This window comes from Flavobacterium sp. GQ95 (assembly GCF_059758655.1).
Window position 1 is genome coordinate 1 of sequence record NZ_JCAXEB010000018.1, and the last position, 16,321, is coordinate 16,321.

At 33.4% G+C, this 16,321-nt stretch carries 12 protein-coding genes; 1 reads left to right on the forward strand and 11 read right to left on the reverse strand.

What is annotated here, in order from left to right; genetic code table 11:
- Nucleotides 1–154 precede the first annotated feature (154 nt).
- The 9 genes from AC6CH4_RS23705 to yiaA all read right to left on the reverse strand — a co-directional run bounded on the left by AC6CH4_RS23705 (nt 155) and on the right by yiaA (nt 13,215).
- Nucleotides 155–634: a hypothetical protein gene (locus AC6CH4_RS23705; RefSeq protein WP_498107410.1), complete on the reverse strand. Its 480-nt coding sequence runs from the start codon at nt 632–634 to the stop codon at nt 155–157.
- 3 nt (nt 635–637) lie between these two features.
- Nucleotides 638–4,336, reverse strand: a complete 3,699-nt coding sequence (locus AC6CH4_RS23710; RefSeq protein WP_498107412.1) for a DUF6443 domain-containing protein — start codon at nt 4,334–4,336, stop codon at nt 638–640.
- Between the two features lie 12 nt (nt 4,337–4,348).
- Nucleotides 4,349–7,813, reverse strand: coding sequence for a hypothetical protein (locus AC6CH4_RS23715; protein ID WP_498107414.1), 3,465 nt, complete (start codon nt 7,811–7,813; stop codon nt 4,349–4,351).
- A 346-nt stretch (nt 7,814–8,159) separates the two neighbouring features.
- Entirely contained in the window at nt 8,160–8,951 is a 792-nt protein-coding gene (locus tag AC6CH4_RS23720) for a hypothetical protein (RefSeq protein ID WP_498107416.1), read from the reverse strand.
- Nucleotides 8,952–8,957: 6 nt separating this feature from the next.
- Nucleotides 8,958–9,950, reverse strand: coding sequence for a hypothetical protein (locus AC6CH4_RS23725; RefSeq protein WP_498107418.1), 993 nt, complete (start codon nt 9,948–9,950; stop codon nt 8,958–8,960).
- 40 nt (nt 9,951–9,990) lie between these two features.
- Complete coding sequence (locus AC6CH4_RS23730) at nt 9,991–10,791, reverse strand: hypothetical protein (protein ID WP_498107420.1); 801 nt, start codon at nt 10,789–10,791, stop codon at nt 9,991–9,993.
- Between the two features lies 1 nt (nt 10,792).
- Complete coding sequence (locus AC6CH4_RS23735) at nt 10,793–11,716, reverse strand: hypothetical protein (RefSeq protein ID WP_498107422.1); 924 nt, start codon at nt 11,714–11,716, stop codon at nt 10,793–10,795.
- A 633-nt stretch (nt 11,717–12,349) separates the two neighbouring features.
- Nucleotides 12,350–12,667, reverse strand: coding sequence for a hypothetical protein (locus tag AC6CH4_RS23740; protein WP_498107424.1), 318 nt, complete (start codon nt 12,665–12,667; stop codon nt 12,350–12,352).
- Between the two features lie 74 nt (nt 12,668–12,741).
- On the reverse strand, nt 12,742–13,215 hold the full coding sequence (gene yiaA, locus AC6CH4_RS23745; RefSeq protein WP_498107426.1) for an inner membrane protein YiaA: 474 nt from the start codon (nt 13,213–13,215) through the stop codon (nt 12,742–12,744).
- Nucleotides 13,216–13,342: 127 nt separating this feature from the next.
- Here yiaA and AC6CH4_RS23750 point away from each other — a divergent pair, with 127 nt between their 5' ends.
- Nucleotides 13,343–14,863 carry a hypothetical protein gene (locus AC6CH4_RS23750; RefSeq protein WP_498107428.1) on the forward strand — a complete coding sequence of 507 codons (1,521 nt, stop codon included), beginning with the start codon at nt 13,343–13,345 and terminating at the stop codon, nt 14,861–14,863.
- An 11-nt stretch (nt 14,864–14,874) separates the two neighbouring features.
- On the opposite strand, the gene AC6CH4_RS23755 is transcribed toward AC6CH4_RS23750, so the two are convergent.
- A complete protein-coding gene (locus tag AC6CH4_RS23755) occupies nt 14,875–15,375 on the reverse strand; it encodes a GNAT family N-acetyltransferase (protein ID WP_498107430.1) in 501 nt (166 codons plus the stop codon).
- A 288-nt stretch (nt 15,376–15,663) separates the two neighbouring features.
- A complete protein-coding gene (locus AC6CH4_RS23760; RefSeq protein ID WP_498107432.1) occupies nt 15,664–16,275 on the reverse strand; it encodes a hypothetical protein in 612 nt (203 codons plus the stop codon).
- Between the last annotated feature and the right edge of the window lie 46 nt (nt 16,276–16,321).

The following is a 16,321-nucleotide window of genomic DNA, read 5'->3' on the forward strand; positions in this document are numbered from 1 at the left end:
AGAAGACTTCGGAGAGCGGGGTTATGTGCAAATCTTAAATGGAATTATTAACCACCTACACATCTGATACATTAACAATTATTTTTGCTATTATTTATTCTCTTTCAACATGCTAGAAATCTAAATTTTCAGATAACTAACGTTGAAACATTCCCTACCTTTTCTCAACGAGCTGAATTCCGTCACCATAATTCTGAGGATCAAACTGTAAAAAAAATATTTCCGTTGTTTTTTTATCAGTTTCATATTCAGCTTCATTCATCAAGCCAAGGTATTTATTAAACGGTTTTTTATCGATACCAAAATTCCATTCAAAATCTTGCTGAGGAATTATCGTTTTTGAAGCCACATTTGGAAATTTTAATAAATTATTTTCATTTTTAAAGATTAGCTCATATTGATTGTTTACATCAGGAATATCTATAAACACTTTGTTGTGAGGTTTAATAACTAAAGTGTCTGAACCGCTTACCAGGTAAATTACAAAATTGTTATCAATATCTTTTTTTATATCATCGATACTAAAATTCACTTTGATCTTATATTTCTCAACTTGTCTCTTTGCTGTATTTTTCTTTTCACAAGAGATCAAAAATAAGCTAAAAAACAACACACAATACTTAAGGTTTTTCATAATCTAATTTTTTAACGTAGTAAATTTATTGAGAGGAAAAGTTGCAATAATTTGTGCTTGACCATTTATAGCTTTATATATAGTCACTGTGTTATTCCCGCTCCCTAAAATAAAATTGTTTCCTGTTATTCCTTTATCAGCAGCTCTAGATACACTATTTCTCAGGTCAGCTCCAGATGGTCCTTGTACGAAGCTGACACCGTTACCTCCTTTAGGATGAACATGAAAAGTTCCTTCTATATTATCTTTAGACCTCCAATCGGCTTGATTTTCATATTGACTTCCCGGCACTAAAGGACTAACTCCTACACCAGGACTTCCTTTTTGATGAGCAGCTCCAGGTTCTGCATCAATAACTACCGAATCTCCTTTGGCATTTGTTCCATAATACCCTCCTTCTTCATGTGTTCCTCCAGTTGGATCATCCACACTTGGACTATCTGATCTTTTTACTGCATCTCCCATACGACTCCTTGCTTCAAATGAAGGAAGCTCAACTTCCGATTTAACATCACTCTTACTAAACTTCAGACCATTTTTAGTTGCTTTATTTGCAGCTTTAACTTCATTTTTATCAGTCAACACATATACTTTATGATCATCCTTACCATCTGTCCCTACTTTATTCCCTTGCTGATCATAAAAATCTCCTGGCGCCATACCATCTGGATCAATAAAAAATATTGGATTATTAAAAGCATAATTATAAGGACTATGTCTTCTCATTTTCTCAGCTAGGGGATCAATGTTCATCCAGCGACCAAGTGCAGGGTCATAATTTCTTGCACCATAGTCGTACATCGCAAGCCCTAACTCGTCTTGCAATTCTTTTCCGTTGTACTTATACTTTAAAGAAGCATTTGAAGAATTAATCACATTATTGTATCCGTATTGTTTTAACCCAAAAGGATAGTAGTTGTTTTCTTCCTGAATAATCAGGCTTTTGTCATAACTTAAACGGACATTCCCTAAATGATCCTTGTATTGGTAAAAATATTTGTAAGAACCGGCAACGGGTTCAACATATCCTTCTGCTGTTGGAAAAAATAACAGTTTGCTGGCAAAAGATCCCTGTACAGGAGAAATGAGAGACTCATATTGAAATCCTCCTAAATAGTCTGTGGTTCGTATATCATTTTGACCAGCTGTTTTGCTATTCATTACTTTTTGAACTTTTTGCCCAGCAGCATTGTAAATATAAACAATATTCTCTCCAGAGACAAAGCTTATTTTAGTTGGTAAATTGAAGTAGTTGTAGATTATTTCAGTTATGTTTTTGTTAATGTCTTTTGTCATATTTCCATTAGCATCATAAACATAATCATCACCTATATTGGTTGGGTTGTAGTCTCTAAAACCGCTAATGTTTTCCGCTAATGGAGCACTATCACTAACTTTTAAAAGCTGGTTGCTGTTGTTGCTATTGGCATAGGTGTATACCAAAGCATCAATTTGTGAGGCAGTCTCGCTGTTTCCGTTTCTGGTAAGCCCCTGGATATTTCCGTTTTTGTCGTAATTCAAAATCTCATTATAAGCATTGGTTTGTACTGTTTCTTTTTTAAAGATGCCTTCCTTTAGTCGGTTAAGGTTGTCGTACTTATAACCGTATGATCTTATTATCCCGTTGTCTGAATTTGTTGCCCATTGGGTCTCGGCAATGTTTCCGTTGTATAGTGCTTTCACATTTGCAATACCGGACGGTATTGTATTGTAATTAATCTTAAAAGCAAACAGGTCTTTTGCATCCCCACTTTTCTGAAGCGCAGCAATATCATTGATACCGGTCAGCCATCCGCGGATATTATAGGTATAATTTATATTCTGGGTGTTGCTTCCAACTTTCTTGGAAATGAGCTGTCCTAGTTCATCATAAGTGTTGCTAAGGAGAGTCTCGGCAGGCATTCCCTCAATTTGATGAGTTTGTATCACTAACCTGTCCTGGGGAGAATAGGTATAAGTTTCGGTTGTTTTTAGTTCAGGTCCCCCCGCGAGTCTGCTATGTTTGGTTATGCTGTATTTTAACTGACCTGAAAAGGCATCCAGTTTATTGTCAGTATAAGTGTAGCCGCCCAGGAAGTTTTTTGTGTAAGAACGAACAAGTCTCGCCTTGGCATCATACAGGCTATAGGACTGTTCATTTCTGTAGTCGGTACTGGCTTCCGGAATCCTGATCCAGGTTCCTGTGGAAAGTCCAATGGGCTTTATGATAGTGTTGTAATAGACAGCCTGGTCTGTACCGGCAACTGTTGCCGGGATTGCCGGGGCGCCCGGGAAATTATAATCATCATAATAATTAACGCTCAGTACATGGTAACCTGATTGAGGCCATGCCAAAGTTGTATACCTGAAAGCTACTCCGCCTGCTGCAGGCATGGTTGTATTTGTTGCTGTAGCGATTTTAGTTTCGATGAAATTGGCAGTAAAGCTACTTTGTGTATCCTGTAGGGTTTTTCTAGAGGCAGAAGTAACCGTTGCCGGTAACCAGGCAGTAATCACAGGTCGATTGAAAGCATCGTATTTAGTTATTAGCCATCCAACCGAGGCCAGATCTGAAAAAGGGGAGTTGGCAGGTCCTGTAGCAACAGCTCTGTCTAGCTTGTCATACACAATAAACTCCCATTGTTTTCCCGGTAGTTTTTTCTCAACAAGTCTGTTTCGATCATCGTATTTGTACTGATAACATAAATTATCTAATATGTTTTGGGTTCCATTATCAATAACAGCACTAAAAGTGCTTCCTGCCATGGCATAAAATCCTTCTTTTAATGTTATAGAATTGGAAGCTTTTAAGTTTAGCGGTCCACTTGCTGAAGTTACTGTAACTGTTGATATCAGATCGGTTGACAGCCCTGCCGTGCTGCCAATAAGATCAACCGCTTTTGGAGGAATTACATAGGTTAAATTTCCATAAATATCATAGATGTAATAGGTATCATGTTTTTCATTTACAGTTCCTGTTCCTACAGTACCATAGGTTCTCTTCAGGACAACCTGACCCTCCTTGTTTTTAAACTCTATTGTCGATCCATTTGTTTCAGACAATGGCGCAACGGTGTTCTCGTCATAAGTAACGGTTTTGTATAGTTGGGCCGGAGCATATACTCCGCTATTTACAAAAGAAATTTCATATAATCCTTTTGTAGCGTCCCAAACTGTATTGGCTGTAAAGAACCTGACTTCATTGAGCGTATTGGCCTGATAATCCATTTTGATTTCATGTCCCAATCCTGATCTCCAATCATTTCCAGGTGCAGCCTGAATAAGGATACGATTGAGCGGCGAGGCTTCCAGCTCTTTTCGGCTATAGGGATAAGAGGTAGCTTCCATTGCCGGATTTCCGGTAATTGCAAGGGTAGGGTTTGCATAATAGGATAATACATTAGCCTCAGCAGCCGGATCAAAGGCCAGATTGGTATTGGAAGATTTATAAGGAAGATATTCCTCTACCTGCCTTCCAAAACCATCATATTTGATATGGGTAATGATATCCTTTCCTGAATTGGACTGCTGTCCCGCAATCTGCTGGATCGGTCTTCCCAGCCCATCAAAATAGGTGATATTTTGGGCAGCCTGCGTAATAGTTGGTGCCGTTATTTGTGCCTGGCTTGCTACTTTATAGGTAACGGTTTTGATGTAATTTTCATTTTGAGCCATTACCATAACTGGAAACAAAACCAAAATAAGTTTTAGTATATTTTTCATGATGTTTTTGGTTTATTGTCTGTATTTGTATTGGTTCTCTGATAAAATGTTACCGCTTTTGTCTTTTACAAATTCCAGCCTGCCAAAAGAATCATAGGTGTACGTTATGGTATCATTTTTAGGATCGGTAATAGTACTTACTCCAATAAGAGGAAGGTAAGTGTAGGTTGTAATCATACAATTAGCAAAAGAAGCATTACTGCGCAAAGCATTAATGGCACCCAGATTGGTCTCATTTAAAGCACTTACATCAGAAACTCCTAAGGCAGTGGCTATTTGCGTATTTGTGGCATTTTCTATCTTGGCAATGGGCAATGTTTTATTATAGCCCCAAACATAAACGATGTGAACCCCATCTTTTTTCGAAACTTCTAAAGGATTCCCTTTGTCATCATAGTCATGGTAAACAAGACGATCTTCTAAAGAGTTTGTTCCTTTTGCAATTTTAACACTACTTGGAAGCACAATACCATCATCAGTTTTAAATAAATTACGCTGGATTGATGTTATCTGCCCATTTTTTTTAGTAACAGTTTGTATAGGGGTCACAATACGATGTAAATCATCGCCCTTTAATCGATCAATTTGCGCATACTCCGAGGATGTCAAATTGCCTCCTTCAGCTAAACTTGTCGTAGATGAAATATCATCGGGATAATAAATCTTTGTTTCTAAAACTTTGCCTACACTATTACTGGATTCAATTCTTGTTTTTTGAAGATGCATTGCGTTGTCATAATAGAATCTTTGTTCATTTACAACAGGATTTTGTCCATTAGTGTCATATAAAGTTTCTTTTATAGCTGTTTGCTGGATTAAATTGGAATAATAAGGATGCAATTGAAATTGAAAATAACTACAACCTATATAATTATTTCCTGATGGAGAAAAATTTTCTTTTTTTGCACCAATAATATAATCCGGGTTTTGATATAATGCATGAAGGTCAAAATTGGAAGCAGAAAATCCGTTGATCGAATAATTATTCTCAATTTCACTAACCAAACTATAGGTATTCCCTTTCCTCTTATAGTTTTGAGTCAAATAATTCAATCCATTGTGAGGAGCTTTCAAGGTAGGAAAATGGTAGTAATCATCTTGCCCCTTAAGTCGTGGATAAGAAAATATCTCCAAATTATCTTTTAAATTGTAAAACTTTTTAATTTGTTTCCCATTATCAACATTATCGCCCTCATAAACAGTTTCCACTTGGTCATAACCCACATAACTGCCAGCATCTTTTGAAAAAGTGTTAATAGAATTTGAACTACCGACTACCACAGGATTTCTTATTGGACTGTTAATGGTTCCGCTATAGGTAAATAAATGTACACGTTCATACCTTGGTTTTGAAGTCTTTAATTTGCCGTAAGACTTTTGAACTACTTGTCCATCTACTGTGCTTTGATAGTGATAATTGAATGCTCTTTTCATTTTCAAACTGCCGTTTGAATCATAATCTGAAATTGATTTGACACGTAACCCGCCACCTTTGGAATAATAGGATGATATATTTTCATGAGTTGCATTCCAACTTGCTTTTATAGTAGCTATGCCAAATAACAATCCATCTCGGTCGTTAAAATAGGCTTCTAGTGTAAATTGATTACCACTTGTTGGATTCTGTTGTGTTCCAAATTCTTCAGCAGGATATACATACCCCGCATAAGAGCCGCCTTGTACATTATTCCATTTTTGATTTCCTTCATTGGATGGAAAATAATAATATTTTAAATCTGTGCCATCAGATTTTTTAAGCCTAAGATGAAAAGTGTTTGGAAAATCAACATAGGGTTTACTTGAGGACATGCTTGAGTTCCAACCCTGAAGAAGAAAAGAAGCTTCAATTCTAAAAGGAAAGGTTTGAGGTGTGAATGGTACAGATACAGAGTATGAGGTTGTTTCATCTGCTTTAGCTGTTACCAAATCCCTAGTCGTAATGGTTTTAAGTTCGATTTCTGCAAAGGTATTTGTCTGGTATTCAAATGCTGTTGATCCTTTTGTGGGGTAGCTGATTTTTGCTAGGCTAAAAAGTTTTGCATGAGCTTCACTAGGCACTTTATTAGCTGCAACAAAAGAACTTCCGTTAAATCCCGAAATATTAGGATTAACTAATGGAATAAAAGATCGGGTATTATTGGCCCCGTTGTAAAACCCCCAATAATCCTGATCTAAAGTTGTCTTATTGGGGACATAATTATTATAACCAGGATAATATTCAAAACTATGGGTTTTTATAGAATCTTCAGTCACACTATCCAAGCGTAATCTAAGGTTAAGGTGCGATTCAGAACTCAAAGAATATATCGACTGTGAATAATCCCCCTGACTCAGACTTTTGCTATTTCCGTTAGCTGCATTGCCAAAATAAGTGTAGTTGAAATCATGTTGTTTTATAGTTTTATTAGTATTATCAACAACTTGTAATGAATTTAAATAATATCCTTTTAAATCAGTTCTAACATTATCGCCCGAATAATTTAACTTTACTTTTCCATTACTAAAATCTATTTCAGATAAATAGACCCCCTCAATAGATGTATAGGGACCTGCATATTCTTTAAATCTCGCTTCTGGAGCGAAGGTACTACAATCTGTACAAGAGTCAATTTCAAAGTTTTGGGTAAATGATCGTAAAGGAACTATATTTCCCTTATTTTCATATATAAAATCGATATGGTTACCCGAGATATCAGTAATTTTTGAAAGATACCACGAAGAGGTATATCCTGGGATACCAAGACCAGAACCTGAAAAATTAGTGAACTCTGTTTTGTTAAATTCATAAATTGTTCCATCTTCCGTTGTAATTGTAAATTTAACCGATTGACTTGACCCACTGGAAGTATCGACTAAAATTTTCAAACCTTCTTTTTCCATCAATACAGCATTTCCATTTGGGTCTAATACAAACGATCCGGAGTAGCCGTTGAAGTTATAATAAAATACATCTGGCATAAAATCGTAGTCTTGATAATATGAATAAATAGTTTGATCAAAACTTGTAGGATTACCATTTACCAAAAATTTGCACTGCGAATCCGGGTCAACAAAACCATGTTGATCTGGGTCAAAATAGCCATCAGGTCCAGGATAAATATAAGGGTCTGGATATTGTTTACCATGCTTTAAATAACCTACACTTGAAGTGTTAAAATCTTCATTCCCATTAACCATTCTTGTTATTGCCCCACCTATATTTAAAGCCCATCCCAAGCCCACAATTCCTGATTCTTCTGAAACTTGAATTCCACTATTATTATAGCTTAAAGAAATAGGAACGGAAATATTACCTTCCGTTACGGTGTATAAAGGAATTGAAACATTGGCTAATCCACTATATTCATTAACAGGGGTTATTGTAGACTTAAATAACGAAGCTACATTGGGATTTACTGGGACAATTTTTGAGAATTCCTGAGAGAAAACACTACAGGAAAACAAAAGAAAGTAACTAATAAAATGAATTCTTTTCATATATATTTTTTAAGATGAAATAATTTTTAAGGTAACAATGTATAAATGCCTTACTATTTTTTGTATTACACTGCTTAGAAATATAAAATAATCCGATTTTTGCTCCATCTCCTTCGGGCAGGGTTGGGATGGGGATTTTATTTTTTTTTCTAAAGCAGCTACTCTTTCTACAAGGGATTTGTATGATCCTGTTCTACGTTAATCCTGTAAAAATATCTAATTTCCCTAAAGGGGATGTTGCTCCAATACCAATATTATTATTGCAAGATGCACCCTGAATTATACCGCTTGATGTATAGATCTGAGCTTTTACAGAAATTACGATAAAGGAGAAAAATTAATAACGTTAATTTAATTTTTGCTCGATTTTTGAAAGTCTTTCAAATACTAATTTGAAATTTTTATTTTCGATTTTTAAATCTTTTATTTGTTTGTTTTGCTCAATCATGTAAAGTGTCATTTCTTCAATTTTCTGTAAAAGTTTAATATTCATCTCTGATAAATTGATTCCCTCTTTTTTCATTTCATCAGCTGAAGCAAATTCAGGTAAATGTTTGTTTTCTTTGATGAATTTTTCAACAGCATCAAGAGATGGTAAATTGTAGTTGTTTTCAAAAACAAAATCTGCTCCGGCATCTACAGTTACTTTTACTTCACGAGAATTTATGTTTCCGGCAACGGTAAGTTTTGACGTTGGGTTTGTTGTGCCGATGCCTACATTTCCATTTAAAATATAACTATTACTGTTTCCTTGTATCTTTAAATTTCCTGAAGATTCAACATCACTTTTTGAATCTAGAAGATATCTCCAACTTTCCCAATTATTCATAGCATAAAATGAACTTCTATAAAGTATTCTTGAACCATTCCACGTATTGTCAAAATAAAGTTGCGAAGTTAAATGTGATTCTCTACCATTTATTTCTAATAATGATCCAAATTGGGAAGGCGCATTTGCTCCAAGATAATTATCCCATAATTTGATTGACATAGGGACAATACCAACTCTTGGAATTGCATTAAAATCTTTTTGTTCCATACTCCAATTTAAACTTTGAGAGCCTAAATTGCCATTAAACGTTTGACTTTTTAAAACTGAATGAAAGAGGATAATTATCAATAGTATAGTTTTTTTCATATGGTGTTATTTTAATTTTTCTTCAATTGTTGATAACCTTTCTAAAATATTTTTAAAAGATTCGTTTTCCTTTTTTAGTATTTGAATCTCATTTTTAGAATTTTCAATTTCTAAAGTTTGTAAGCTATTTTTCTTTTCTTGTTGAATTATATAAAGAGTAAGTTCTTCGATTTTCTGAAGTAGTTTTGAATTGATTTCTCCCAAATTAATTCCATTTCTCAATACCTCTTCTTCACTTGGGATATTTTCTAAATGTCCTTTTTCGTTGATATGTTTTTCAATATCCTGAAGCGTTGGTAAATTGTATTCTTTCCTGAAAACAAAATCTGACCAGCCATTCATATCTACTTTTACTTCTTTGGAGTGAATTGTGCCGTTTACATCTAGTTTGTTATTTGGATTTGATATACCAATACCAATATTTCCAGCAAAAAAAACAAGTGATTTATAATCAACATTATTATAACGTTGAATAATTTCTTGATTAATTCCTCCACTATTCCAAATAGTTTGTAATTTTAATTCATATCCTGGATTACCAGAAGACCATTTTTGACTATTATAACTTCCTTGAGCCAAAACCGGAGTAAGAACCTCTAAATAAGCAGATGGCGATGATACACCAATACCTAAATTACCATAAACAATTTGATTACCTGTAAAATTATTAGTTCCGCGTGTTGCTATTTCAAACCAAGCAGGATTAGATGCCTCTCCTGCCGTAGCAATTTTTCTAAAAAACAATTTATCACTCGTTAAAAAGGAAGATGCTATCTGTAATTGATAATTATTGATCGGTGTACTATTCCTAATTACAAACAAATGTTGCCAGCCATCGGTTAAATCTGGAGATCCTATTGCACTTTGTCCATTATATAAACCTGATTTTAATGGAACTGTAAAATCAGTTATGGTAGTTGAATATCCATCAGAAATTTGTTGAGAAAATCCAGTTGTTGTAATAAGTAGAGTAAAAAGTATTGAACTAATTTTTTTCATTAATTGACTGCTTTTATTTGTGTGAATTTATTAGTAAAATTTATTTAAGCTTTCGTTCAAGCTTATTAAGTCGTTCAGATAGTACTTCAAAAGTTTTATTCTTTTCTTTTAGATATTGAATCTCTTTTGATTGCTCAATTGTATACAATGTTAATTCCTCAATTTTTTCCAAAAGCTTAGCATTCATTTCTCCCCAACTAATTCCATTTTTTAAAACCTTAATTTCATAAGCTTGTTCCTTGTTGTTCTTTTGTTGTTCGATCATATAGAGCGTCAATTCCTCTACTTTCTTCAACAAACTCATATTCATTTCTGCCAGCATCAAGCCATTTTTGTCAATTTCGCCAGCTGATGGAATCTCGGGTAAATGTTTGTTTTGTTTGATATAATCTTCTACTTCTTGCAATGATTTAAGTTTGTAGTCTTCTGCAAAAACATAATCAGGAACTAACGGCCCTGACATATCAACACGAACTTCTTGGGTGTGAATTTTTCCTTTTACGGTTAGTTTTTCGTCTGGAACTACAGTTCCTATGCCGACATTTCCTCCATTAGGCTGTAAAAAAGTTCCACTTCTTCCAAATAAAGAACCACCATCAATGATAATTCCAGTATCAAAAGAAAGTTTTAGTTGCTGGTAATTTGGCGCAAGCCATGGCCCATTTGTTCTATATATTCCATAATTTAACGGTGTTGGAAGGTACCAAGTCATTCCATCCGGTGTATCACGTCCATCATTAACATTGCTAAAGTTTATCGAATTATGTAATTCATAACTTTGTGCATTTATTTGTTGAAATAAAACTAATGCAATACAAATAAGTAAATTTTGTACTTTCATGTTATTTTAGTATTTGGTTGATTTTTCTATCAAGTTGGAGTATTTTTTCATCTTGAATTTTAAGTAGATTTTTTTGCAATTCATTCTCTTTTTTTACCTCAATCATATACAATGTCAATTCTTCAATTTTCTTCAATAAATTCATATTCATTTCGGCTAACATCAAACCGCTCTTATCAATTTCCTGCGCTGATGGGATTTCAGGTAAATGTTTATTCTGTTTGATAAATTCTTCAACTTCTTGTAATGGTTTCAATTTGTAATCATTAGCAAAAACATAATCAGGCCAATTCCAACTGCTTGCAGATTTCACCACTACTTCTTCACATCCAACTGTACCTTTAACAGCAAGTTTATTTCCCTTAGAATTGCTTGTACCAATGGAAACATCACCTGTATTGCGATCAAAACTCATAAACTGTATGCCCTGAGTGGTACCATTTCTTCGATAAATATCTAAATTTCCATTTGTTGAGTTATCATAAAACGCCCAACCGTAATTAGCTTGAGTTGGTACTACTGAATTCAATACAGCCAAAAAAGGTGTACTGCTACTTGCTCCATGATTTAAAAATAAGGGAGCAATATCACCAACTGCAACATCACCAGTATTTCTATTAAAACTCATAAGTTTTACTCCCTGAGTAGTACCATTTCTTCGATATATATCTAAATTCCCGTTTGTTTGATTATCATAAAACGCCCAACCATATTTAGCCTGAATAGGATCCACTGAATTCAAAACTGCTAAAAAAGGAGTTGAACTGCTAGCTCCATCATTTAAAAACAATGGAGAACTTCCGCCAATCGTTAACATTGCGTTTGCGTTTAATATCCCAATTCCAACATTTCCGCTTTGTGGAAATGTGTTTTGCGCAAAGTTACTTTGTACCGCAAGCAGTACAATAAACATTACCTTTTTCATATCTTATTTAATTTAGTTTTTAGAATTCTGTACTCTTATTTTATTTGTTTTTTTATTTTAGTCGTTTTTCTTCTTTATTGTTTTGTTTTTCTGTTTTTTTTAGCTTTTCAATTCGTTTATTTTGCTCTAGAGTTAGTCTTCTATTTTCTTTAGTAATATCATATTCATTTTTTCTGCCAGCATCAAACTATTGTTCTCAATTTTCTGAACTGATTGGATTCCAGTAAATGTTTATTTTCTTTTATGTAATTTTCAACTTCCTTAATCATTTAAGTTTGTAGTCTTCTGTAAAAACATAATCAGATAACATAGTTTTACGAGCAAATCTAAGTTACTCAATTGTTAAAATTTTACGGGAAACCACATTTCGGATTTTACTATTCTATCTTCCCAATAAACATGCGGGAAGTTTACTTTTTTTTTATATAAAAATTTAGAAACCTCCAAAATCTAAACTAATCTTGAAGATTGTGTGTTTATCCAAAAGTGAAATACTATTAAAGTTAGATATTATGTATTTAAAGTTAGGCTATCAATAAAATGGTTCGGGAATTGTTCCGTTAGGGCTACTAAATAAAAAAAGCTTCAGAGAAATCTGGAGCTTTTTCACTTAAAAAAGAAAAAATGAATCTTTTACATTAAAGAAAATAAACTCCACCCACAGAGTATTAAAGAAATTATCATCAAAATTTTAGATATCTTTTTTAGATAAGCAGCCTTTTTAGATTCTGAAAAGATAATCGATGCTACTGCTAATACAAATATTTCAATGACAGTTAAGAGAAAAGCATTTTGAAGACACTCCGGAAACAAGCTAAGGTAAGCAACCTTGCTTTCTTCAAACTCAGTGTATAGGGTACAAATATATAGCCACCAGAGTTTACTTAAAACACCAACTGTAAGCAATAGTACACCAATACTATAAATAATCGATTTGTATTTAGATTTCATAATCATGCAAATTAGACTTTAGAAAACCTCAAAACTCCACAGTATTGTGAAAGTAATGAGGCTCCGCTAAAATATTATACCATAATGGATTCAAATTGCTTAAGGTCTCGGGTATTTTTTTGTACAGCAAGAGCTGAAAACAATCCTAGTACAAACGACATTCCGAAGAAACCTTTTTCACTAAGCAGTAAATCAGCATTCCACAGACCGATTACGAGCAATACTATAGAGGCAATAGTACTAAACCAGCTTATACTGTAATACAAATCAGTTACCGATATGCCTTCCAGCCTGTCACGTACACTTTTTTGCACCGATATTACAGAGAAAAGACCAAAAAGAAGAATTGTAAAATAATAGCCTTTTTCATTGTAAGCCATTTCCGAATTATAAAGACCAATACAATACGCGGTCATACCTATAATTAATGTCATCCAGGAAGCGCCCACAAAGGCAGCGCTTGGTCTTAAGGCGTCATATCCAATATTTAATCCTGCATTTTTTGATTCTGAATTGTTGTTTGATTCATTTGATTTTAGCGGTTCCATAGTTTTATGTTTTTATAATTATGAGACAAATCTCAGAAAGAAGCGGGAGTTGTCAAAACTAATTTCTTTATAAAACTGACGATATAAAATTCATTTTTATTATTTTTATCTCAGTAAAACCATATTTATGAATGCACTACACGAAATATCAAATATGATGAATGAAAATGATAAAAAAGCATTCATACAGTATTTATCAAAGAAAAACAAGCGCAAAGACACAGGCAATATAGAATTGTTTAATTCTCTAAAAACTGACGATATAAAGTTTAGTAAAAAAACTTTATCAGATAAAAAAAGTACCGATGCTTATCATGCTCTCAGAAAAAGACTTTATGACAACATGATTGACTTCATGGCTAATCGGAATTTTGAAAATGATACTTCGCAGGAAAATGCAATACTTCGTCTAATTGTTGTGAGCCGTCTGTTTTTCGAAAATAAACTTGAAAAAACGGCCTTTAAATGTTTGGCAAAGGCTGAAGTGCTCGCAGCAAACATTGAACATTTTAGCCTGCTTAATGAAATATATCTGACTCAGATACAATTTGCCCATTTCGATCTGTCACAGCCAATTGAAAAAATAATACAGAATTTCAAAACAAATAAAAAACAGCTTGAATATGAGCAGCAGCTTAATTTGGGCTATGCTGTTTTGCGTCGTGAACTGGCTGCTATACTTCATGAAAGCCGAATTGTAGATTTTGAGTCGCTTATAAAAAACACTATTGAAACCTACGGAATATCATTAAAACAGGGATTAACTTTTAAATCTCTTTACCAGATATTATTTATTGCCAATGAATATGCCTCTATAAATAACAATTACTCACTTATAGAGCCATTTGTTGTTAAAAGCTATCGGTTTATTAGTAAAAAAGCAGATCTGACCGATAAACATTTGTACTATCATATCTACATATTGTATTTTATAGCCAACTTCTATTTTCGTAATGGGCAGTTTACAACGTCTTTAAACTATCTTAATTCAATGTTTACGGAACTGAAGAAACAGTCTGACAAATACTATCAGCGTTTTTGCCTGAGGTATTTTTTACTGCTTTCTTTCAATGAAAATTATCTTGGGAATTTTCAAAAAGCGATAGAGATTGCCGAAAAATCTTTAGCTTTAAATAAAAAGACAGATCCTAATGACGGTAACGACATTCGTCTTATGCTTATCGTTTTTTATATACAGCAAAACGCCGGACGTAATGCCGTAAAAGAAATGGCAAAACTAAACCATACCGACAGCTGGTACGAAAAAAAAATGGGCATGGACTGGACAATAAAAAAATGTCTTGTAGAAATCTTACTTCATATACAGGAAGAAAATACAGAACTGGCGATATCCCGAATAAAAAGTTTTAAACGGCGTTATAAAAAATACCTTTTAACTGTGAATGAAGAACGGGTTGTACACTATCTCTTGTTTGTAGAACAATATGTAATGAAACCGGAAATTATAAAAACTGAAAAATTTCAAAAAACAATAGAAGGATTTATAATTACATCGCAAAACGGACCTAAGGATATTTTAATCATGAGTTTTTTGGCCTGGCTGCTCGCAAAAGTACGACAGAAACCAATTTATGAGACAACCTTAAATCTTCTAACTACCTATTTTCCCGCCTCGCATTCGATATAAACTGTGGTACATTATAATCTTTCTATCTTAAAATAAGCTACTTCTTCTTCATTTCTTATTAAGTTATCTAATCGTTCAAATCCAGCCTTTTGCAATACATTCTGTGATCCGGTATTGTAAAGGTCCGTTATAGCTACAACTTCTTTCGTATTTGTATTTGCAAAACTATATTGAGTTATAGCCTTACATACCTCTGTAGCAATACCTTTTCCCCAATATTCCCTACTAAGTACATATCCTATTTCTATCTGGTTTGTATTGTGTACAAAAATGCGAGCGACGCATATTCCAATAAAATTATTATTTATAGTATCGAATATTGCCCAGCGACTAAGCCTTTTCTTTTCATAATTTTCAAGTAATTCAGTAAACATCTCCACGTATCTTTCCGGTGAAGTGACAGGTAGATATTCTGTAACCTGACTGTCCTGAAAGAGCTCTGAAAATGTTTGCTGTTCATGAGATAAAAATTCACGAATAATTATTCTTGGGCTTTGATAAAGAGTAGACATTGATTCCGATAGTATTGAGATAAATAATTTCTAAGGTTTTAAGTTTTTTGCTGAGACCTTTCTTTTGCAAAATGCAAACGAATTTAGATTAAAAAAATAAGCAGTGCAAACCTTCTTTGAACTTCAAAAAAAATGGAGCTTTTTTGTTTTAACCTAAAAGGTAAAAGTCGGGAAACTTTTATCAGGATTACAATTTCTAAGAATAAAAAAATGCACAAAGTCAGATAGACATTTGTGCAGCTTTTCATGAGAATACTTCGGAGAGCGGGGTTTTTATTTTACATCAATTTATGAAACATATAAATTCGTTCGGTCAATAATCTTCCACAAATTATTGGTTCGTTTTAAAATAATTAAATCAGCTCTTTTACTGTATCCAACAGACTTAATTAAAACAACCATAATTTTATCCTCATAAATTTTAAAATTACAAAGCTCAACCTCTCCTACGAAGTTTGGTTTATCAATCGAAGAATCAGTATAAATTTTATATCTACCAATTGACTTTGGAAAATGAGAAGATACATGAAAATTTTCATATTTCCCTTTTGTAAAAAGTTCACCATATAATTCATTAAATTTGGAATTGTGACTAAGTAAATCATTTATATCTCTATTGGTAATTTTATCAACAACAATTGAATCTACCAAGTTAACACCAAATGCGGTCTTTGGAATTATCTTCTTTCTATTGGAATCAAACTTTTCCTCTTCTATAAATGGCACAGGTATAAATGTTCCTGTTTTGTAGGCAAATGTATCTACCAATTGTATGAAGTTATCTGCGATAACAGCTTCTTTATTAATACTTTCTTTTTTACAACTAAGCATAAAAAAGAAAAATATAGTGATCAAAAATACAACTATTTTCTTAATCTTTAAAATTCCAACCTTTTCCATATTTTCCCGCTCTACGAAGTGTTCCTTATTCACGCTACGCAATCCC